Raw genomic sequence first — 17,309 nt, forward strand, 5'->3', positions numbered from 1 at the left:
GTCAGTGCACCCGGGCGGTGGTGGACCGGCGACCCAGCGACGGGCGTCGCGAGGGGCCGTCGACGAGGACCCGGCAGGTGGCGTCGCCGTCGGGCAGCGCCCGGGCGACGTCCTCGGCGCAGGTGCGCGCCGCGGCGGCGATGCTGGGACCGTCGGCGCGGGACGCCAGGCGGGCCTTGATCTCCACGACCTGCTTGGAGCCGTAGCTGCGGGTGCGGCCACGGACGTGGTCGGTCGGGGTCAGCGTCGCGAACCGGTCGGCGGTGGCGTCGGCCATCGAGGACAGGTCCAGCTCGAGCCGACCCGCGCCGCCGGAGCCGCGCAGGCGCAGCGTCGACTCGTGGGGACGGCGGGTGTGGGACAGCAGCCACCACAGGCCCAGCAGCCCGAGCACGAGCCCGACGACGGCGAAGACCCACGGGAACCACGAGGACTCCACGACGGTGGTCGCCGGCTGGGTGGACAGCTCGTCGGCGTAGGTGAAGACCCAGCCGTAGCGCCAGTCCAGCGCGAAGAACGCACCGGCGCCGAGGCCGAGGGCCAGGACGAGGGTGACCGTCCGGTCGAAGGCGTTCAGCTTGCGGGTCATGAGGGCTGCTCCTGGGTGCGGGTGCGGACACGGACGCTCTGGGTGGCGAGGCCCGACAGCTGGTCGGAGACCGACTGCTGCACGGCCTCGGCCACACCGGAGGCGGACGGGTCCACGGAGACGGAGACCGAGACCTTGCGGCGGGTGGCCCGGGCCTCGGCGGCCTGGACGCCCGACGTGCGGTCGGCGGCCTCGCGGGCGAGGGCGGCCACGGCGGCCGGCGTCACCCACAGGTCGGTGGCGGAGTCGGCGCCCTTGGCGTGGGTACGACGGGCCGGCTTCAGCGCGACGTACAGCAGCACGAGGGCCAGCACGCCGGCGACGACGCCGGCGACGACCACGGGGGTGCCCGCGGTCAGGCCGTCCAGGGACTCCACGACGGGGGTGGCCCAGGGGGACCCGGTGGTCCAGCCCTGCGCCACGGCGAGGTCGCGGACGGCGACGACGCCGAGGGCGACGAGCGCGATGGCGACGAGCGCAGCGAAGAGGCTGGCGATCGGGGCCCGCGTCGGCGCGGTGGCGGGGGAGCGGTTGCTCACAGGACCCTCCTGGACTCGGTGGTCTCCTCCACCTCGGAGGCGGAGACGACGTGGACGGTGACGTCGACGCGGCGGACGTCGATGCCGGACAGCGTGCGGGCCCGCTCGAGGACGTGGTCGCGGGTGCGACGGGCGACGTCGGCCACGGGGGCGGGCCACGCGACGGCGACGTCGAGGTCGAGCGAGGCGCGGCCGGCGTCGAGGCTCGCGGAGGCGTGCGGGTAGGCGCGGCCCAGCGAGCGGCGTACGGCGCTGCCGGAGCGGACGGTGCCGGGGACCTCGGAGGCGGCGTGCTCGGCCAGGTGGGCCAGGGCGCGCGTTTTCAGGTCGAGCCTCCCGCGCTCCTCGGGCGGCCGGTCGGCCGCGCCGGAGACGTCGGAGAGGGCGAACCCGTCCTCGCTGCCGGTCGAGCCGTCGGCCGCCGGTGCGGCGTGACGGGGGGCCAGGTCGGACTCAGCCACGGCGACCACGGACCATCGCGGTCACGTCCAGCTCACCGTCGAGCTGTCCCCCGATCACGTAGCCGGCCGCGCCGAGCACGAGCGCCAGCAGGAAGCCGGAGAAGCCGCCGACGGCGATGGCGATGGCGAGGAGGAGGCCGGCGAGCAGGCCGATGGTCGAGGTGGTCATGGTGTCTCCTGGGAGTAGGTCGTGGATTCCGGGTGATGTGTCCGGTGGGTGTGTGGGGGAGGAGGGGTGGGGACGTCGCCCCGGGCCGACGCGTCCGCCGCTCAGGCGGAGGTCGGAGGGGCGACGTCCTCGACGTAGACGTCGACGCGGCCGCCGACGCGGCGCGCGGTCGCGCTGCGGACGGCCTCGACGACGTCGTGGACGGCGGCGCCGTACTCGATGCTCACGTGCACGTCGGTGCGCTCGGGGTCCAGGCGGATCCCGGTCACGCGACGGCCGGGCAGGTAGGTCGCGACCTCGCCGAACAGGCCGCCGTGGAGGGCGGCGACGCCCGGCAGCGACAGCAGCTCGCCGGCCAGCTCCTCGGCCGGGTCGAGCGGCTCTGCCGGGGCCCCGCCACCGGCGGCGTCAGCGACGCCGCCGGCAGCAGGCTGGCCCTGGGGGGCCGAGGGGGTGTCACTCGACACGGGAGACCGAGCCCTCGTTGGTGTCCTCGTCGTCGGAGCCGTCGTCGAGGTGGACGTCGTTGACGGTGATGTTGACCTCGACCACGTCGAGACCGGTCATGCGCTCGACGGCGCTGATGACGTTGCGGCGCACGCCGGCCGACAGGTCCGCGATGGACACGCCGTACTCGGCGACGAGCTGCACGTCGACGGCGGCCTGGCGCTCGCCGACCTCGACGGAGATGCCCTGCGAGTGGTTGGTGCTGGAGCCGGGGATGCGGTCGCGGATGGCGCCCACGGCGCGCGCGGTCCCGCCGCCGAGGTTGTACACGCCCGCGACCTCGCGGGTGGCGATGCCGGCGATCTTCGAGACCACGGTGTCCGCGATGGTGGTGCGGCCGTGCTCGGTGACGAGCGGGCCCTCCTTGGCGGTGGTGGCCGGGGTCTTCTCGGTGCTGGACTGGGTCATGGGTGGTGCTCCCTTCGTCTCGCTGTGAGGACCGTCGTTCGGTCGCTACGTGTGTTGGTCGCACGGGGCCGCCCGGATGTCACAGGAAATTCGACGTGAGCGCCACCACACCTCCACACGGCGTGGAGGCTTCTGCCACTCTCGTGACATGGACCACGAGCCCGCGGGCGCCGACTGGCTGGTGGACGCCAGCGACGAGGCGCTCGTCCGGCAGGCCCGGCTGGGCGAGGAGGCGGCGTTCCGCGTCATCGTGGACCGTCACGGCCCGGGGATGTACCGCTACGCGATCCGGCTGATGCACGGCAGCAACCACGACGCCGCCGAGGTGACCCAGGAGGCGCTGATCTCGGCGTGGAAGAGCCTGGCGTCGTTCGAGGGGCGCTCGAGCCTGCGGACCTGGCTGTTCCGGATGGTGCACCGCCGCGCGGCCGACCTGCAGCGTCACCGCCGGCCCACGCCGATCGACGACGAGCTGCTGTCGCGGGTGGTGCGCCCCGCGACGGACAACCCGCTGCAGGACGTCCTGGACTCCGAGCTCCTCGGCGCCTTGCAGCAGGCGCTGGACGAACTACCGTGGCACCAGCGGGCGACGTGGTTGCTCCGTGAGGTGGAAGGGCTGTCGTACGCCGAGATCGGCGAGGCGCTGGCGATGCCGGTGGGCAGCGTCCGAGGTCATCTGCACCGAGGACGACGTGTGCTGGCGGAGAGGATGGCGCGATGGCGGTGAACGAGGGGCCGGGCCGTGAGCCTGTGGAGCCCGAGGACCTCGACGAGGTGGACCCGCTCGACGACGAGCTGGTCGCCGCCGGCGTCGGACCCCTGCAGCGGGCCACCCGGGCCGCTCGGGCCGAGGAGCCCAGCGGCTGGTCGGTGCTCGCCGACGACGTGAAGCGGCGGGCGCGGACCATCACGCGCCCGGACCACCCGGTGCTCGTGCGCCTCGACGCGGACGGCTCCCGCACGGTGGTCTCGAGCAGGGTGCTCCTCGCCGCGGTGAGGCGGCTGCTCGGCTCGGCGCCGACGCACGCTCCCGACGACGTCGTCTTCCGGGTCGACGACGAGCGGCTGCTGGCCGTCGAGGTCTCGCTGGTCGCCGCGTTCGGCGTCGACCTGGTCACGCTGGCCGAGGACGTGCGCGCGCAGGTGCTCGAGGAGATCGGCTCGATCGTCACCGGCGAGGGGACCGACGCGCCGCCGCTGACCGTGGACGTCGCGGTCGTCGACGTCGTCGACGGCGACCCGCGGGTCCTCTAGGGCCGCTCGCGGCGCTCGCCGACGTCGATCAGCCGTCGGTGCCCCGGCCAGCCCGCGGGGATCCGCTCGCGCAGCACGCGGACGCGCTCGGCGACCGGCCCCGTCACGTAGGGGGAGACCACCGCACGGACCCGGGTCGCGAGACGCCGGCCGACGACGACCTCGGGGCGGCCGGGCCCGGCCGCACCGGTGGTGCCGGTGGGCCCGGTCGACCGCGCTGCCGACCGGGCGTACCGCTCGTCGATCTCGTGCAGCGCGGCCTGCAGCGCGTCGGGGTCGCCCCCGGCGTCCGGGTGGTGCGCCCGCACGGCGGCGCGTCGCTCGCGCCGGCGAGCGGCCTCGGCCCCGGGATCGGTCCCGGGGTCGGCGTCGGGCTGCGGCGGGGTCACCGGGAGGCGGCGGACACGAGCAGGGGCACGCGCGGGGTGCCCACCGCGGCCAGGGCGCGGGCGACCTCGCCGAGGGCGTCGGTGCACAGGCGGTAGTGGACCCAGGTGCCGCGGCGCTCCGAGACGAGGACCCCGGCCTCGCGCAGCACCTTGAGGTGGTGGGAGATCGTCGGCGCGGACAGGTCGAAGGCGCAGGTCAGGTCGCACACGCAGGCCTCGGCGTCCTCGTGCGCGGCGATGAGGGCGACGAGCTGGAGCCGCACCGGGTCGGCCACGGCCTTGAGCAGCCGCGACAGCTCGCGGGCCTCCTCGTCCGGCAGGGGGGAGGCGTCGAGGTCCGCCGTCCGGCAGGTGTCGGGGGCGGTCGCGGGCGTGTCCACGTCCCTAAGTTGACACGTGTCGAAGCAGGGGACAACACTCGGCGTGCTTCGACAGTCGTCTAACCAGGAGGACCCCCGGATGACATCCCCCGCCGACGTCGCCCGATCCGGTGGTCCCGGCGATCCCGCCGGCTCCGCCGTCGCCGCCCGGCTCTCGGTCCTCGACCGCTTCCTGCCGGTGTGGATCGTGCTCGCCATGGCCCTCGGGCTCGCGCTCGGTCGCTTCGTGCCCGGCCTCGACGAGGTGCTCGAGGCCGTCGAGATCGGCTCGGTCTCGCTGCCGATCGCCCTGGGCCTGCTGCTGATGATGTACCCGGTGCTCGCGAAGGTCCGCTACTCCGAGACCTCGCGGGTGACCTCCGACCGGCGCCTCCTGGTGGCGTCCCTGGTGCTCAACTGGGTGCTCGGCCCGGCGCTGATGTTCGCCCTGGCCTGGCTGCTGCTGCCGGACCTCCCGGAGTACCGCACCGGGCTGATCATCGTGGGCCTCGCGCGGTGCATCGCGATGGTGCTGATCTGGAACGACCTCGCCTGCGGGGACCGCGAGGCCGCCGCGGTGCTGGTCGCGATCAACTCGGTCTTCCAGATCGTCGCCTTCGCCGCGCTCGGCTGGTTCTACCTGCAGGTGCTGCCCGGCTGGCTGGGCCTGCCCACGACCTCCGCGGAGTTCTCGGTCGGGGCGATCGCGCTGAGCGTGCTGGTGTTCCTCGGGATTCCGCTCGTCGCGGGCTACCTGACGAGGACGATCGGCGAGCGGGCGCGGGGCCGCGAGTGGTACGAGGAGCGGTTCCTGCCGCGCATCGGCCCCCTGGCCCTGTACGGGCTGCTGTTCACCATCGTGATGCTGTTCGCGCTCCAGGGCGACGCGATCACCTCGAACCCGCTCGACGTCGCCCGCATCGCCCTGCCGCTGCTGGCCTACTTCCTCGGGATGTTCGCGATCTCCTGGGTCGCGGGCGCCCGGCTCGGGCTGGGCTACGCCAAGACCGCGACCCTCGCCTTCACCGCGGCGGGCAACAACTTCGAGCTCGCCATCGCCGTCGCGATCGCGACCTTCGGCGTCACCTCGGGCCAGGCCCTCGCCGGGGTCGTCGGGCCCCTGATCGAGGTGCCGGTGCTGGTCGCCCTGGTCTACGTCGCGCTCCGCCTGCGCCCGGCCGAGGAGGCTGCGCGATGACCGGCGCGCCGATGCCCGGGGTTCAGGACCCGCGCCACCTGCTCGGCGACGCGAGCGGGCGCCTCGCGGACCGCTTCGCGGGCCACTTCGCGGCCGAGACGATCGAGCGCTACCTCTTCGAGTCCTACACCGCGCTGCGGCGTACGTCGCGCATCGGGACCTACCTCCCCGTCCTGGCCGAGCGGTTCGCCATGGAGCGGCTCACGGCGCTGGCGCAGGACCAGGGCACCATCGCGCGCGAGGTCCCGGAGGTGCTGCTCGTCTGCGTGCAGAACGCCGGGCGCTCGCAGATGGCGGCCGCCCTCATCGACCGCCACGGCGCGGGCCGCGTCCACGTGCGATCCGCCGGGTCCCAGCCCGCCGCGGAGATCGGCGCCGAGGTGACCGCGGTGATGGCGGAGATCGGCGTCGACCTCGGCGAGGAGTTCCCCAAGCCGCTCACCGACGACGTCGTGCGCGCCGCCGACGTGGTCGTGACGATGGGCTGCGGCGACGCCTGCCCGATCTACCCGGGCCGGACCTACCTCGACTGGGACCTGCCCGACCCGGCCGGGCGGTCGCTCGAGGAGGTCCGCGCCATCCGCGACGACATCGACGCCCGGTCGAGGGCGCTCGTCGCCGAGATCCTCGCCCACCACGCCTCCGGAGGAGCCCGATGACCGAGACCGACCGCACCTCCCGGCACGTCCCCCAGGTCGTCTTCGCCTGCCGCGCCAACGGCGGTCGGTCGGTGGCCTCGCGCCTGCTCACCGAGCACTACGCGCAGGGACGGGTGGTCGCGATCTCGGCCGGCACCGAGCCCGGCGACCACGTCCACCCGGAGGTGGCGGCGGTGCTGACCGACCTCGGCCTGGACACGTCGCGGGAGTCACCGAAGCTGCTGACCACCGAGATGATCGCCACCAGCGACCTCGCGATCACCCAGGGCTGCGGCGAGAACTGCCCCTACGTCCCCGGGGCGCGCTACCGCGACTGGCCGCTGGACGACCCGAAGGGCCGCGGCCGCGACGAGGTGCGGCGCATCGTCGCCGACATCGACGGCCGGGTCCGCGAGCTGCTCGTCGAGCTCGTGCCGGACCTCGAGCTGCCGCCCTCGGTCGTCACCGGGCGCTGAGGCGGCACCCGGTCGCGGGCGCGGGTCCGCTCACGGTGCCACGTCCGGGAGCGTCCGGGCCACGCCCTCGGCGACCGCGCGGGCCGCCATGCCGACGCCGATGAGCGTGGCCGACGCCGGGCCGCACCAGTCGCCGTAGCCGACGAACCACACGCGGGGGTCCGCGGCCGAGCGGACGGCGTGGTCGCCGCGCTCCCAGCCGTCGGGCACGACCGTGTCGCCCTCGCCGGCGGGCCGCGCGCCCACGTGGCCGAGCGCGGGTCGGAAGCCGGTGCACCACACGACGGTGTCGAAGGCCGCCTCGTGGCCGTCGGCCCAGCGGGCGCCGGCGGCGGTCAGCCGCTCGGGCATGGCGACGGCGCGCAGGCCGCGCTCGTCCCGGGCCCGGCGGACGTCGGGGACGGCGACGACGTCGCCCAGCGAGCCGACGCCGGCGTGGGCGCCCGGGTCCCGCACCCGCTGGGTGGCGAGCTCGAAGAGCCGCCGGCCGTCGACGTCGTCGGGCAGCAGCCGGGGCTCGCGGGCGCAGGCCCAGGTGACGTCGACGTCGGCGAGGGCGAGGTCGGCGGCGACCTGGGCGCCGGAGTTGCCGCCGCCGACCACCAGCACGCGCTCGCCGGCGTGGTCGGCGGGTCGGCGGTAGTCGCGGGTGTGGAGCTGGCGCCCGGCGAAGTCGCGCATGCCGGGCACGGCGGGCCAGAAGGGTGCGGACCACGTGCCGGTGGCGTTGACGACGGCGCGGGCCCGCCACCCGCGCCCGCCCGCGTCGACGAGGAGGCGCCGTTCGCCGCACTCCGCGAGCCCCCGCACGTGGACGGGCCGCACGACGGGCAGCGCGTAGCGCCCCTCGTAGGCCCGGAGGTAGTCGACGACGTGGGAGGCGGGCGGGTTGCCCTCGCCGGTCCAGGGCGGCATCGGCCAGCCGGGCAGCGAGCTGTAGCCGGCGGGGGAGAAGAGCCGCAGCGAGTCCCAGCCGTCGCGCCAGGCCGCCCCGGGCCCGTCGCGGTCGTCGAGGACGACGTACGACAGCGGCGTCGCGCGGCGGCGGTTCGCCCGCAGCAGGTGGTACGCCGTGGCCAGACCCGACTGCCCGCCGCCGACGACGCAGACGTCGACGTCGACCGGCGGCGGGGCGGCGACGTCACCGGGGGCGGGCACGCACCGAGCCTAGGAGCGGTCCGGTCCCGGCGGTCGCCAGGACGACGCGCGCGTCAGGGGACGCCGCCCCTCACCAGGACGACTTCGTGATCCCCGGCAGCTCCCCGCGGTGCGCCATGCGCCGGAAGGTGATGCGTGACAGCCCCGCCTTGCGCAGGTAGCCGCGCGGCCGCCCGTCGGACTGGTCGCGGTTGCGCAGCCGAACCGGGGAGGCGTCGCGGGGCAGCCGGCCCAGCGCCGCGACGGCCTCGGCGAGCTCGTCGCTGCCGGGCTCGGCCCGTCGTACGGCCTCCTTGAGGGCGGCGCGGCGCTCGGCGTACCGGGCCACGGTGCGCTCACGCTGCCTCTGCTTGGCGATCGCGGAGGTCTTGGCCATCTCAGCGCTCCTCGCGGAAGTCGACGTGGCGGCGGACGACGGGGTCGAACTTGCGCAGCACGAGCCGGTCGGGGTCGTGGCGCCGGTTCTTGCGGGTCACGTAGGTGAACCCGGTGCCCGCGGTCGAGCGCAGCCTGACGATCGGACGGACGTCGCTGCCCCTGCCCGCCATCAGACCCGCTCCCCGCGGGCACGGATCTCGGCGACGACGGCCTCGATGCCGCGCCGGTCGACGACGCGCATCCCCTTCGTGCTGACCCGCAGGCGGACGGTGCGCCCGAGGGACGGCACCCAGTAGCGGCGCTGCTGGACGTTGGGGTCGAAGCGCCGGCTGGTCCGGCGCTGCGAGTGCGAGACCTGGTGGCCGAACGTCGGCACCCGCCCCGTGACCTGGCAGTGGCGTGACACGGTGACTCCTGTCTATGCTGATAACGATTCTCAGTCCCACTGTAGGAGATGATCGTGAAGAAGGACATCCACCCCGCCTACGGGCCGGTGGTCTTCCGTGACCGCTCGGCCGACCTGCTGCTGCTGACGCGCTCGACGCTGGTGGCGCGCGCGGACCAGCCGACCGTCGAGCTCGACGGGGCGACGTACCCCGTCGTCGACGTCGACGTGTCGGCCGCCAGCCACCCGTTCTGGACCGGACGCGGGCGGGTGGTCGACACCGAGGGGCGGGTGCAGGCCTTCGAGCGCCGCTACGGCCGGGGCGCCGGGGGTGGCGCCCGATGAGGACCCCCGTCGTGCTGCTCGCCGGCGTCGCGCCCGAACCCCTGACCGCCACGACGCTGGCGCTGCAGCTGGACCTGCCCGACGCGGTCGTCGTGCGTCACCACATCGACCCCGAGGCGGGCACGCTCGAGCGGGTGGTCAGCGACGCGACCGGCCTCGTCGAGCGGCACCTGGTCGAGCTCGCGCACGCCTGCGTGTCGTGCGCGCTGCGCGAGGACGTGCTGCCGACCCTCCACCGTCTCGCGGGGGAGGGACGCTGGAGCGCGATCGTGGCGCACCTGCCGGTCTCGGCGGAGCCGGGGCAGATCTGTGAGGTGCTGCTGCGCGACCCGCGGCTCGCGCGCCGGCTGCGGGTCGCGTCCGTCGTCACCGCGCTGACCGGGCCGAGGGTGGTGCCCGACCTGCTCGGCGACGACGTGCTGGCCGAGCGCGGGCTGCACACCGCCCACGACGACGAGCGCGGGGTCGCCGAGGTCGCCTGCTCGATGGTCGAGTACGCCGACGCCGTCGTGCTGTGCGACGGGGAGGGCCCCGAGCAGGCCGCTGGGCTGGTCCGGGCGCTGGCCCGCCCCGAGGTCCCCGTCGTGACCGACCCGACCCTGCTCGACGCCGGCCTGCTGGTCGGTCACCTGCACGACCACGAGGCCACCGGCTGCTGGACCAGGACGCTGACGACCGTCCCGCACGACGACCCGGTGGCGACCGGCCTCTGGCGGCTCGACCTCCGCTCGGAGCGGCCCTTCCACCCCGGTCGCCTGCTCGACGACCTCGAGGTCCTCGGCGGCGGCCCCCACCGCTCCCGCGGCACCTTCCACCTCCCGGCGCGCACCGGGCAGCTGCTGGAGTGGGACGGCGCCGGCGGCCAGCTCAGCATCGGCCGCGAGGGCCCCTACCTGCGACGCACGCTGCGGACCCGGCTCGTCATGACGGGCCTCGGCGAGGCGCCCGGCCACCTCGTCGACGCCTTCGAGCGGCTGCTGCTCCAGCCCGGCGAGGAGAGCGGCTTCCGCGGCGTCGCCGAGGACGGGTTCGAGCCGTGGCTCGGGCCGACGCGGGCGGTGGCGTGATGGCCGTCCCCAAGCGTCGTACGTCGCGCGCCAACACCCGGCACCGCCGGGCGCAGTGGAAGGCCCCGAGGCCCGAGCTCGTGCCCGTCCGCGTCGACGGCGAGGTCCACCAGGTCCCCCGTCGCCTGCTCCGCGCCGTCCAGCGCGGGCTGGTCGACCCCACCACCGGAAGGAGGCTCTAGATGAAGGTTCGCAACTCGCTCAGGTCGCTCAAGGACCAGCCCGGCTCGCAGGTCGTGCGGCGTCGTGGGCGCACCTACGTGATCAACAAGAAGAACCCCCGCCTCAAGGCCCGGCAGGGCTGAGGCGGGGGCGACCCGGTCCGGCGCGCGCCGGGGCGGGTCAGGCCTTCGGCGCGAAGACCTCGAGCGCGATGTTGTCGGGGTCGCGGAACTCCAGGATCCAGCCGGCGCCGATGTCCTTGACGCCCTCGTGGGCGACGCCGAGCTCGTCGAGGGTCGCGGCGGCGGCCTCGATGGCCGCCTGGTCGGCGACGGCGAACGCGACGTGGTCGAGGCCCGTCTTGTCCTCGTCGAAGTGGTCGTCGGCGACCGGGCGCAGGCCCAGGAGGGAGTCGCCCAGCTGGTAGATGACGCCGCCGAAGAGGAACGACAGCTGCTCGCGGGTCTCCTCGTCGGCGTCGGCGGGCATCTCGAAGGCGACGGGCAGCCCGAAGACGTCGTCGTAGAACTTCCGCGACCGCTCGATGTCGGTGACGGTCAGGCGGACGTGCGCGTAGGCGCTGGTCTGGATCGGCATGTCCTCAGCCTGCCCGACGGGTGTTCGCCGAGCGCCGGTCAGCGGACCGCGAGGTCCTTCGCGTCGGGGTCCCAGACGACCTCCGAGGCGTCCTCGCGGAGCCCCTGCAGCAGCGCCTCGACGACGCGGGCGTGGTCCATGCCGTCGGGGAGCCGCGGCGGCTCGCCCACCAGGGCCCGCTCGGCGAGGCCGGTGTCGAGGTGGGGCGGGCGGAGGTCGAGGACGCCGAAGCGCCGACGGTTCTCGCGGCGCAGCACCTGCAGCCAGGACGCGAGCGCGGCCTTGGTCGCGCCGTAGTCGGCCATGCCGTTGGTCGGCAGGTCGGCCAGGATCGCGGACAGCACGGCGACGTAGCCGCCCTTCTCGGGCAGGTGCCGCGTCGCCGCGCGCACCAGGGCCATCGGGCCGAGGGTGTTGACCGCGAACAGCTCCTCGACGACCGCGGCGTCGGCGTCGACGGCGGGCCCGAAGCCGGCCACGCCGGTGGCCACCACCAGCGCGTCGAGCCCGCCGAGGGCCTCGGCGGCGGCGTCGACGACGGCCGTGCAGGCGTCGACGTCGACGACGTCGAGCGTGAGGGGCTCGGTGCCGAGGTCACGCGCCACGGCCGAGGTGCGGTCCTCGGACCGGCCGGCGGCGACGACGCTCGCGCCGGCCTCCTTCAGCGCGCGGGCGGTGGCGGCCCCGAGCACGCCACTGGCTCCGCAGACGAGTACCCGGGCACCTGAGATCTCCATGGCGCCCGGGTACCCAGCCCGGCTCAGTCGTGAGCGCCCTCGACGACACGGTCGTGGCGCAGCGAGGTGTTGCGGGTCTCCTTGACGGCGAGCACCGCGATGATCGTGAGCACGGAGGTGACGCACACGTAGACCCCGACGGCGAACGTGTTCGGGTCCGCGGTGTCGTCGCCCAGCAGGCGCAGCGCGATGATCGGGGCGATCGCGCCGGCGGCGATCGACGCGAGCTGGTAGCCGACCGAGGCGCCGGTGTAGCGGACCGAGGTGCCGAAGAGCTCGGAGAAGAACGCCGCCTGCGGGGCGTACATCAGGGCGTGGAGCATCAGCCCGCCGACGACCGCGACGGTGAGGCCGGTCGCGGTGCCGCTCTGCACGAGCGGGAAGAACGCGAAGGTCCACACGCCCACGCCGACCGCCCCGGCGAGGTACAGCGGCTTGCGGCCGATCCTGTCCGAGAGCAGGGCCACGGCCGGGATCCACACGAAGTGGACCGCCGAGCCGATCAGCAGGGCCTGCAGGATCGGGCCGCGCTCCTGCCCGTCGTACGTCGTGACGAAGGTGATGACGATGATGGTGAAGATGTAGTACGAGGTGTTCTCCGCGAGGCGCATGCCCATGGCGCAGAAGACCTCCTTGGGGTAGCGCCGGAAGACCTCGAGGATCGGGATGTGGGACTTCTCGTCCTTCTTCTGCTCGATCTCGGCCTGCGCCTCCTTGAAGACCGGGGAGTCCTCGATGGACAGCCGGATCCACAGCCCGATGAACACCAGCACGGCGGACAGCAGGAACGGGATCCGCCAGCCCCAGGCCTGGAAGGTCTCCTCGGACTGCACGAGCGCGAGCACGAACAGCACGAGGGTCGCGAGCAGGTTGCCCAGCGCGACGCCGGCCTGCGGCCAGGAGGTCCAGAAGCCGCGCTTCGCGTCGTCGCCGTGCTCGGCGACCATCAGCACCGCGCCGCCCCACTCGCCGCCCACGGCGAAGCCCTGGATCAGCCGGCACAGCAGCAGGAGCAGGGGTGCGGCGATGCCGATCGTGGCGTACGTCGGGAGCAGGCCGATCGCGATCGTCGCGCCGCCCATGAGCATCAGCGACAGCACCAGCATCTGCTTGCGCCCGACGCGGTCGCCGAAGTGGCCGAACACGACGCCGCCGAGCGGGCGGGCCACGAACCCGAGCGCGTAGGTGCCGAACGCCAGCAGCGTGCCGGTGACGGGGTCGGACTCGGGGAAGAACAGGGTCGCGAAGACCAGGGCGGCGGCGGAGCCGTAGAGGAAGAAGTCGTACCACTCCACGGCGGTGCCGACGAGGCTCGCGAAGACGACCCGCACGATGCCGGGGCCCTCGGCCTCGGTCGTGGGGGCGCTCCGCTGGTTGGCGGTGCTGGACACGGTGGTGCTCCTTCGGGTGGTGGCGGTCGTCGTGCGTGCGGGTGGTGCGGGTCGTGCGGGTGTCAGGTGGCGGTCCAGCCGCCGTCGAGGTGGTGGCTGGCGCCCGTGATCGAGTCGGTGTGGGGCCCGCAGAGGTAGGCCACGAGCTCGGCGACCTCGGCGGGCTCGACCAGGCGCTTCACCGGGGTCCGGGCGAGCATCACGCGCTCGAGGACCTCGTCCTCGCCGATCCCGTGGCGGCGGGCCTGGTCGGCGACCTGGCCCTCGACGAGCGGGGTCCGCACGTAGCCCGGCGCGACGGTGTTGGAGGTGACGCCGCGGCCCGCGGCCTCGACCGCGATGACCTTGGAGAGCCCCTCGAGGCCGTGCTTGGCCGAGACGTAGGCCGCCTTGTACGCCGAGGCGCGGTGCCCGTGCGCGGAGGTGAGGTGGACCAGCCGGCCCCAGCCGCGCTCGTACATGCCGGGCAGCACGTCGCGGGCCAGCAGGAACGGCGCGTGCAGCATCACGCGGTGGATCAGCGCGAACCGCTCGGGGTCGAAGTCCTCGACCGGGGCGACGTGCTGGAGGCCGGCGTTGTTGACGAGGACGTCGACGCGGCGCCGGCGCAGACCGAGGGCCGCGACGGCGTCCGCGTCGCCGAGGTCGCAGGCGAGCGCCTCGGCGCCGAGCGCCTCGGCGACGCCCGCCAGCCGGTCCGCGTCGAGGTCGACCAGCAGCAGCTCGGCGCCGGCTGCGGCCAGGCGCTGGGCCACCGCGCGGCCGATGCCGCTGGCGGCGCCCGTGACGAGGGCGGTGCGGCCGGCGAGCGGGCGTCGGGGGTCGGGCTCGGCGTCGGGCGGGGTCGCGGGCGTGGTGTCGGTCACGTCGCACGACGCTAGGGCGGCGCCGGTGCGGCGCACCATGTGTGGACACCACATGAAGTAGTACCGCCGGTGTGTCTGCACGCCACCCTCTCGCCTGGTGGTCGCCGCGGGAGTCGACCGAGGTCCGGGTGCGGATCGGGCGTTGCGGGTGTCGGCGACCGCGCCTATGATCGAACACGTGTTCGAGTTGTTGCCGGTGTCGAGGAGCCCACCGTGGACTCCCTCATCGCCGTGCTCGCCATCGCCGGCGCCACCGAGACCGATGCCGGCGCGATCGACCGGATCCGCGACCTCGAACGACTTAAGGCCGCCGCCGCAGCCGCCCAGGCCCGCCTCAGCGCCGAGCTCCACGAGCGCGCCGAGGAGGCCCACGCCGCACGCCGCGCCGCCGGAGTCGAGGACCACTCGCGCGACCCCCACGACCCCCACGGGTCCCGGGCTGCGACCCGGTCGGTCGCCGCGCAGATCGCCCTCGCCCGCCGCGAGTCACCCCACCGCGGCCGCGAGCTCCTCACCCTCGCCCGGCTCCTGGCCACCGACCTGCCCCACCTGCGGCGCCTGGTCGAGGACGGTCAGCTCTCCGAGCACCGCGCCCACGTCATCGCCACCCAGCTGCGCGACCTGCCACCCGCCCGGCGCCGCGAGGCCGACACCCGCCTCGCCGGCCCCGACGCCGACCTCCCACCCACCCACACCGGCACTCCGGGGTTGACCGGGATGGGCACCGCGGAGTGCCGCGACGCCGCCCGTCGCCTCGCGCTGCGCCTGGACCCCGACGGGTGCGCGGCCCGCCGCGCCCGCGCCCGCACCCGGCGCCGCATCACCACCCGCGTCGCCCCCGACGACATGACCACCCTCTCCGCGTTCCTCGGCGACCTCGAGGCCCACACCGTCATGACCTCGCTGCGCGCCGGCGCCGACGCCGAGATCGCCGCCCGCACCGCCCGCACCGCCCGCAGCAGGAACAACCCGGGTCACGTGAATGGTCACGGGACGGTGGAGCGGGACACCCGGACCCGGGAGCAGGTCATCGCCGACCTCTTCGTGGCCCGCCTCACCGGGCAGGTCGCCGCGGACGCGACCCCGGTCGCGGTCCAGCTCGTCGTGCCCGCCGAGGTCCTCCTCGGCGACGACGACTCCCCGGCCCACGTCCCCGGCCTGGGCCCCCTGCCCGCCGCGGTGGCCCGCCGGATGGTCCACGCCTCACCCGAGGTCCGCAGCACCATCCGCCGCCTCTACAGCCACGCCGGGGCCTTGGTCGCCATGGACTCGACCGCCCGCACCGTCACCGGCGCCCTGCGCACCTACATCGCCCTGCGCGACGCAGGCCGCTGCCGCACCCCCTACTTCGACGCCCCCGTCCGCCACATCGACCACATCACCCCCGCCGCCGCCGGCGGATCCACCACCGCGTCGAACACCCAAGGTCTCTGCGCCGCCTGCAACCACACCAAGGAGGCCTGGGGCTGGCGCCACCACGCCCGGCAGGACTCGCCGCTGGAGCCCCACACCGTCCAGACCACCACCCCCACCGGACACACCCACACCAGCCGCGCCCCCGACCTCCCCACCCCCCTCAACCCCATGCCACCCCCAGATCCCGTCACGCCCACGACGCCCACGACCGGCCACCGCGTCGACTACTGCTGGGACACCCCCATCCACCTCGAGGCCGCCTGAGTAGCGGGGTTCCTTGACGGTCGGGTGCGTCCGGGGCGACCCTCCCTGCGTGTCCCGGATGGTCGACCTCGATCCCGACGGCCAGCCCGTCGGCCGGTGCGTGATCCTGCCCGGTCGGGAGTACTCGACCGACGGTCCGCTGCTGTTCTTCGCAGCTCAGGTCGCGTTGGCGCGCGGCTGGCAGGTGCGCCAGGTCTGGTGGTCGGCGCCCGCTCGGGACGCAGAGGTCGATGAGCAGGCCTGGGTGGGGGACCAGCTCGACGCGGCTCTCGTGGGCCATGCGGGTCCCGCGCTCGTGGTGGGCAAGTCCCTCGGCAGGTGGGGCACCTCCCGAGCCGCGGCGCTCGGGCTCGACGCCGCGTGGCTCACGCCGTTGCTCACGGACGCCGCGGCCACGGCGCCCTTGAGGAGCTATCCGGCCCGCCAGCTGGTCGTGATCGGGGAGCAGGACCCCTTCCTGGACCCCGAGGTCCTCGCGACGCTGCCGGGGTCCTGTCTGGTCGTGCCCGGTGACCACGTGCTGCGGGTCGTCGGCGATCCGGTGGCCTCGGTGCTCCACCACGGGGAGGTTGCGCGGGCGTTCGACACCTGGCTCGCGGAGGGCGCTCCCCCTGACGGCACCCGGCAGGGGTCGAGCCGTCAGCCCCGCAGCCGGTGCATGCGCAGGGCGAGCTGGAGGTCGAGGGCGCGGGCGGGGTGGCGCCAGCCGTCGCCGAGCACCGCGGTGAGGCGGTCGAGGCGCTGGGCCACCGTGTTGGGGTGCAGGTGCAGCGCCTCGGCGGTGCGGCGCAGGGCCGAGCCCGCGGCGTACCAGGCCTCCAGGGTGGCCAGCAGCGACGTGCGGTGCTCGGCGTCGTAGGCGAGGACGGGCCCCAGCGTGGACTCGACGAAGTCGGCGACCTCCGCGGGTCCGCCGCCCCCGAGGACGAGGCGCACGAGGCCGAGCGAGGCCGGGTCCGCGACCTCGCCGACGCGACCGAGCGCGACGAGCGCGTCGTGGCAGCGCCGCGCCTCGACGTACGACGGGCGCACGGCGCCGGCCGCGGCGCCGACCGTCGTCGCCGGGCCGAGGGCGTCGGCCAGGGTCCGGCCGAGGTCGAGGGCCCCCGCGGCGCCCGGCTCGCCCGGCACGGCGAGGACCACGGCGCCGTCGTGGACCGCCGACAGGCCTCCGCGCGCGGAGGCGAGGCGCGCGGCCCGTCTCCCGTCGCGGCGCAGGTCGTCGGTGAGGGCCACGGCGACGACCCAGTCGTCGTCGGGGGCGAGGCCCTGCCGGCGCGCGCGCTCGCGCAGGCGCGCCTCGTCCCCGGTCTCGTCACCCGGCCCGGCGAGCAGGTCGACCAGCAGGTCGCCGCGGACGCGCTCCTCGGCCTCCGCCTCCGTGCGGGCGAAGAGCAGCACGAGGGCGACCGCGACGGCGCCGCGCTCGAGCGTCCGTCGCTCGGCGGGCTCGAGGTCGCCGCCGGCGACGACGAGCGTCCCGAGGTGCTCCTCGCCCGCCGCGGCGACGGCGACGTGGCCGCCGGCCACCGCGACGCTCCGGCCGGTGCGGCGGG

27 protein-coding genes are annotated in these 17,309 nt (G+C 75.1%); 10 read left to right on the plus strand and 17 right to left on the minus strand.

From position 1 onward, the window contains the following. Window position 1: 1 nt before the first annotated feature. The 6 genes from ABD158_RS02100 to ABD158_RS02125 all read right to left on the minus strand — a co-directional run bounded on the left by ABD158_RS02100 (window position 2) and on the right by ABD158_RS02125 (window position 2,673). Window positions 2–589 (minus strand): hypothetical protein, encoded by a 588-nt coding sequence (locus tag ABD158_RS02100; RefSeq protein WP_344002997.1) that lies wholly within the window; start codon window positions 587–589, stop codon window positions 2–4. Further along, on the minus strand, window positions 586–1,128 hold the full coding sequence (locus ABD158_RS02105) for a DUF6286 domain-containing protein (RefSeq protein WP_344003000.1): 543 nt from the start codon (window positions 1,126–1,128) through the stop codon (window positions 586–588). Before ABD158_RS02105 ends, ABD158_RS02100 begins: the two co-directional genes overlap by 4 nt. Further along, window positions 1,125–1,589 (minus strand): Asp23/Gls24 family envelope stress response protein, encoded by a 465-nt coding sequence (locus tag ABD158_RS02110; RefSeq protein WP_344003003.1) that lies wholly within the window; start codon window positions 1,587–1,589, stop codon window positions 1,125–1,127. The genes ABD158_RS02105 and ABD158_RS02110 overlap by 4 nt, the downstream gene beginning before the upstream one ends. Further along, complete coding sequence (locus ABD158_RS02115; RefSeq protein WP_344003006.1) at window positions 1,582–1,758, minus strand: DUF2273 domain-containing protein; 177 nt, start codon at window positions 1,756–1,758, stop codon at window positions 1,582–1,584. The genes ABD158_RS02110 and ABD158_RS02115 overlap by 8 nt, the downstream gene beginning before the upstream one ends. Window positions 1,759–1,859: 101 nt before the next feature. Then, on the minus strand, window positions 1,860–2,225 hold the full coding sequence (locus ABD158_RS02120; protein ID WP_344003008.1) for an Asp23/Gls24 family envelope stress response protein: 366 nt from the start codon (window positions 2,223–2,225) through the stop codon (window positions 1,860–1,862). After that, the gene (locus ABD158_RS02125; RefSeq protein ID WP_344003010.1) at window positions 2,215–2,673 is read right to left on the minus strand and encodes an Asp23/Gls24 family envelope stress response protein; all 459 of its coding nucleotides are present in this window, start codon (window positions 2,671–2,673) and stop codon (window positions 2,215–2,217) included. The genes ABD158_RS02120 and ABD158_RS02125 overlap by 11 nt, the downstream gene beginning before the upstream one ends. A gap of 148 nt (window positions 2,674–2,821) precedes the next feature. Between ABD158_RS02125 and ABD158_RS02130 the strand changes: the two genes are divergently transcribed. Both ABD158_RS02130 and ABD158_RS02135 read left to right on the plus strand, forming a co-directional pair. After that, window positions 2,822–3,400, plus strand: coding sequence for an RNA polymerase sigma factor (locus tag ABD158_RS02130; protein ID WP_344003013.1), 579 nt, complete (start codon window positions 2,822–2,824; stop codon window positions 3,398–3,400). Then, entirely contained in the window at window positions 3,391–3,927 is a 537-nt protein-coding gene (locus ABD158_RS02135; protein WP_344003016.1) for a hypothetical protein, read from the plus strand. The genes ABD158_RS02130 and ABD158_RS02135 overlap by 10 nt, the downstream gene beginning before the upstream one ends. Here the strand turns inward: ABD158_RS02135 and ABD158_RS02140 are convergent. Continuing rightward, window positions 3,924–4,316 carry a hypothetical protein gene (locus ABD158_RS02140; RefSeq protein ID WP_344003019.1) on the minus strand — a complete coding sequence of 131 codons (393 nt, stop codon included), beginning with the start codon at window positions 4,314–4,316 and terminating at the stop codon, window positions 3,924–3,926. The two genes, ABD158_RS02135 and ABD158_RS02140, sit on opposite strands and share 4 nt — an antisense overlap. Then, entirely contained in the window at window positions 4,313–4,696 is a 384-nt protein-coding gene (locus ABD158_RS02145; RefSeq protein ID WP_344003020.1) for an ArsR/SmtB family transcription factor, read from the minus strand. Before ABD158_RS02145 ends, ABD158_RS02140 begins: the two co-directional genes overlap by 4 nt. 79 nt (window positions 4,697–4,775) lie before the next feature. On the opposite strand from ABD158_RS02145, the gene arsB reads away from it, so the two are divergent. The 3 genes from arsB to ABD158_RS02160 are packed head-to-tail and all read left to right on the plus strand — an operon-like array spanning window position 4,776 to window position 6,987. Further along, window positions 4,776–5,873 (plus strand): ACR3 family arsenite efflux transporter, encoded by a 1,098-nt coding sequence (gene arsB / locus ABD158_RS02150; RefSeq protein ID WP_344003023.1) that lies wholly within the window; start codon window positions 4,776–4,778, stop codon window positions 5,871–5,873. Beyond that, a complete protein-coding gene (locus tag ABD158_RS02155) occupies window positions 5,870–6,532 on the plus strand; it encodes an arsenate reductase/protein-tyrosine-phosphatase family protein (RefSeq protein WP_344003025.1) in 663 nt (220 codons plus the stop codon). The genes arsB and ABD158_RS02155 overlap by 4 nt, the downstream gene beginning before the upstream one ends. Next, the gene (locus ABD158_RS02160) at window positions 6,529–6,987 is read left to right on the plus strand and encodes an arsenate-mycothiol transferase ArsC (RefSeq protein ID WP_344003028.1); all 459 of its coding nucleotides are present in this window, start codon (window positions 6,529–6,531) and stop codon (window positions 6,985–6,987) included. Before ABD158_RS02155 ends, ABD158_RS02160 begins: the two co-directional genes overlap by 4 nt. A gap of 30 nt (window positions 6,988–7,017) precedes the next feature. Here ABD158_RS02160 and ABD158_RS02165 read toward each other — a convergent pair whose 3' ends face one another. From ABD158_RS02165 to rpmB, 4 genes are all read right to left on the minus strand, one after another. Next, window positions 7,018–8,145, minus strand: a complete 1,128-nt coding sequence (locus ABD158_RS02165) for an ArsO family NAD(P)H-dependent flavin-containing monooxygenase (RefSeq protein WP_344003031.1) — start codon at window positions 8,143–8,145, stop codon at window positions 7,018–7,020. A 70-nt stretch (window positions 8,146–8,215) separates the two neighbouring features. Further along, window positions 8,216–8,521 (minus strand): 30S ribosomal protein S14, encoded by a 306-nt coding sequence (gene rpsN, locus ABD158_RS02170; protein WP_344003034.1) that lies wholly within the window; start codon window positions 8,519–8,521, stop codon window positions 8,216–8,218. A 1-nt stretch (window position 8,522) separates the two neighbouring features. Continuing rightward, complete coding sequence (gene rpmG / locus ABD158_RS02175) at window positions 8,523–8,693, minus strand: 50S ribosomal protein L33 (RefSeq protein WP_344003037.1); 171 nt, start codon at window positions 8,691–8,693, stop codon at window positions 8,523–8,525. Next, window positions 8,693–8,929: a 50S ribosomal protein L28 gene (gene rpmB / locus ABD158_RS02180; protein ID WP_344003040.1), complete on the minus strand. Its 237-nt coding sequence runs from the start codon at window positions 8,927–8,929 to the stop codon at window positions 8,693–8,695. The genes rpmG and rpmB overlap by 1 nt, the downstream gene beginning before the upstream one ends. A 54-nt stretch (window positions 8,930–8,983) precedes the next feature. Here rpmB and ABD158_RS02185 point away from each other — a divergent pair, with 54 nt between their 5' ends. From ABD158_RS02185 to ykgO, 4 genes are read left to right on the plus strand one after another with little or no spacing between them, the layout of a single operon-like run. Then, window positions 8,984–9,253: a type B 50S ribosomal protein L31 gene (locus ABD158_RS02185; RefSeq protein ID WP_344003043.1), complete on the plus strand. Its 270-nt coding sequence runs from the start codon at window positions 8,984–8,986 to the stop codon at window positions 9,251–9,253. Beyond that, entirely contained in the window at window positions 9,250–10,320 is a 1,071-nt protein-coding gene (locus tag ABD158_RS02190) for a CobW family GTP-binding protein (protein ID WP_344003046.1), read from the plus strand. Before ABD158_RS02185 ends, ABD158_RS02190 begins: the two co-directional genes overlap by 4 nt. Continuing rightward, complete coding sequence (rpmF, locus tag ABD158_RS02195; RefSeq protein ID WP_344003049.1) at window positions 10,320–10,502, plus strand: 50S ribosomal protein L32; 183 nt, start codon at window positions 10,320–10,322, stop codon at window positions 10,500–10,502. Before ABD158_RS02190 ends, rpmF begins: the two co-directional genes overlap by 1 nt. Then, entirely contained in the window at window positions 10,503–10,625 is a 123-nt protein-coding gene (gene ykgO / locus ABD158_RS02200) for a type B 50S ribosomal protein L36 (protein WP_344003052.1), read from the plus strand. A gap of 37 nt (window positions 10,626–10,662) precedes the next feature. On the opposite strand, the gene ABD158_RS02205 is transcribed toward ykgO, so the two are convergent. The 4 genes from ABD158_RS02205 to ABD158_RS02220 all read right to left on the minus strand — a co-directional run bounded on the left by ABD158_RS02205 (window position 10,663) and on the right by ABD158_RS02220 (window position 14,073). Next, window positions 10,663–11,079, minus strand: a complete 417-nt coding sequence (locus ABD158_RS02205; protein WP_344003054.1) for a VOC family protein — start codon at window positions 11,077–11,079, stop codon at window positions 10,663–10,665. A 38-nt stretch (window positions 11,080–11,117) separates the two neighbouring features. After that, window positions 11,118–11,816: an SDR family NAD(P)-dependent oxidoreductase gene (locus ABD158_RS02210; RefSeq protein ID WP_344003057.1), complete on the minus strand. Its 699-nt coding sequence runs from the start codon at window positions 11,814–11,816 to the stop codon at window positions 11,118–11,120. 23 nt (window positions 11,817–11,839) lie between these two features. Further along, window positions 11,840–13,207, minus strand: coding sequence for an MFS transporter (locus ABD158_RS02215; RefSeq protein WP_344003060.1), 1,368 nt, complete (start codon window positions 13,205–13,207; stop codon window positions 11,840–11,842). A 62-nt stretch (window positions 13,208–13,269) separates the two neighbouring features. Then, window positions 13,270–14,073, minus strand: a complete 804-nt coding sequence (locus tag ABD158_RS02220; protein ID WP_344003063.1) for a 3-hydroxybutyrate dehydrogenase — start codon at window positions 14,071–14,073, stop codon at window positions 13,270–13,272. Between the two features lie 213 nt (window positions 14,074–14,286). Between ABD158_RS02220 and ABD158_RS02225 the strand changes: the two genes are divergently transcribed. Continuing rightward, entirely contained in the window at window positions 14,287–15,753 is a 1,467-nt protein-coding gene (locus tag ABD158_RS02225; protein WP_344003066.1) for an HNH endonuclease, read from the plus strand. A gap of 639 nt (window positions 15,754–16,392) precedes the next feature. Here the strand turns inward: ABD158_RS02225 and ABD158_RS02230 are convergent. Next, window positions 16,393–17,309, minus strand: a 917-nt coding sequence (locus ABD158_RS02230) for a PucR family transcriptional regulator (protein ID WP_344003069.1), incomplete at its 5' end; no start/stop codon positions are given.

Origin of the sequence: Nocardioides lentus, from assembly GCF_039529515.1 — a bacterium.
GTDB lineage: Bacteria > Actinomycetota > Actinomycetes > Propionibacteriales > Nocardioidaceae > Nocardioides > Nocardioides lentus.

Bases quoted from the DNA above. Each gene is read 5' to 3' on its own strand.
- ABD158_RS02100 (WP_344002997.1), bottom strand. From the start codon at position 589: ATGACCCGCAAGCTGAACGCCTTCGACCGGACGGTCACCCTCGTCCTG.
- ABD158_RS02115 (WP_344003006.1), bottom strand. From the start codon at position 1,758: ATGACCACCTCGACCATCGGCCTGCTCGCCGGCCTCCTCCTCGCCATC.
- ABD158_RS02125 (WP_344003010.1), bottom strand. From the start codon at position 2,673: ATGACCCAGTCCAGCACCGAGAAGACCCCGGCCACCACCGCCAAGGAG.
- ABD158_RS02130 (WP_344003013.1), top strand. From the start codon at position 2,822: ATGGACCACGAGCCCGCGGGCGCCGACTGGCTGGTGGACGCCAGCGAC.
- ABD158_RS02135 (WP_344003016.1), top strand. From the start codon at position 3,391: ATGGCGGTGAACGAGGGGCCGGGCCGTGAGCCTGTGGAGCCCGAGGAC.
- arsB (WP_344003023.1), top strand. From the start codon at position 4,776: ATGACATCCCCCGCCGACGTCGCCCGATCCGGTGGTCCCGGCGATCCC.
- ABD158_RS02155 (WP_344003025.1), top strand. From the start codon at position 5,870: ATGACCGGCGCGCCGATGCCCGGGGTTCAGGACCCGCGCCACCTGCTC.
- ABD158_RS02160 (WP_344003028.1), top strand. From the start codon at position 6,529: ATGACCGAGACCGACCGCACCTCCCGGCACGTCCCCCAGGTCGTCTTC.
- rpsN (WP_344003034.1), bottom strand. From the start codon at position 8,521: ATGGCCAAGACCTCCGCGATCGCCAAGCAGAGGCAGCGTGAGCGCACC.
- rpmG (WP_344003037.1), bottom strand. From the start codon at position 8,693: ATGGCGGGCAGGGGCAGCGACGTCCGTCCGATCGTCAGGCTGCGCTCG.
- ABD158_RS02190 (WP_344003046.1), top strand. From the start codon at position 9,250: ATGAGGACCCCCGTCGTGCTGCTCGCCGGCGTCGCGCCCGAACCCCTG.
- rpmF (WP_344003049.1), top strand. From the start codon at position 10,320: ATGGCCGTCCCCAAGCGTCGTACGTCGCGCGCCAACACCCGGCACCGC.
- ykgO (WP_344003052.1), top strand. From the start codon at position 10,503: ATGAAGGTTCGCAACTCGCTCAGGTCGCTCAAGGACCAGCCCGGCTCG.
- ABD158_RS02205 (WP_344003054.1), bottom strand. From the start codon at position 11,079: ATGCCGATCCAGACCAGCGCCTACGCGCACGTCCGCCTGACCGTCACC.
- ABD158_RS02210 (WP_344003057.1), bottom strand. From the start codon at position 11,816: ATGGAGATCTCAGGTGCCCGGGTACTCGTCTGCGGAGCCAGTGGCGTG.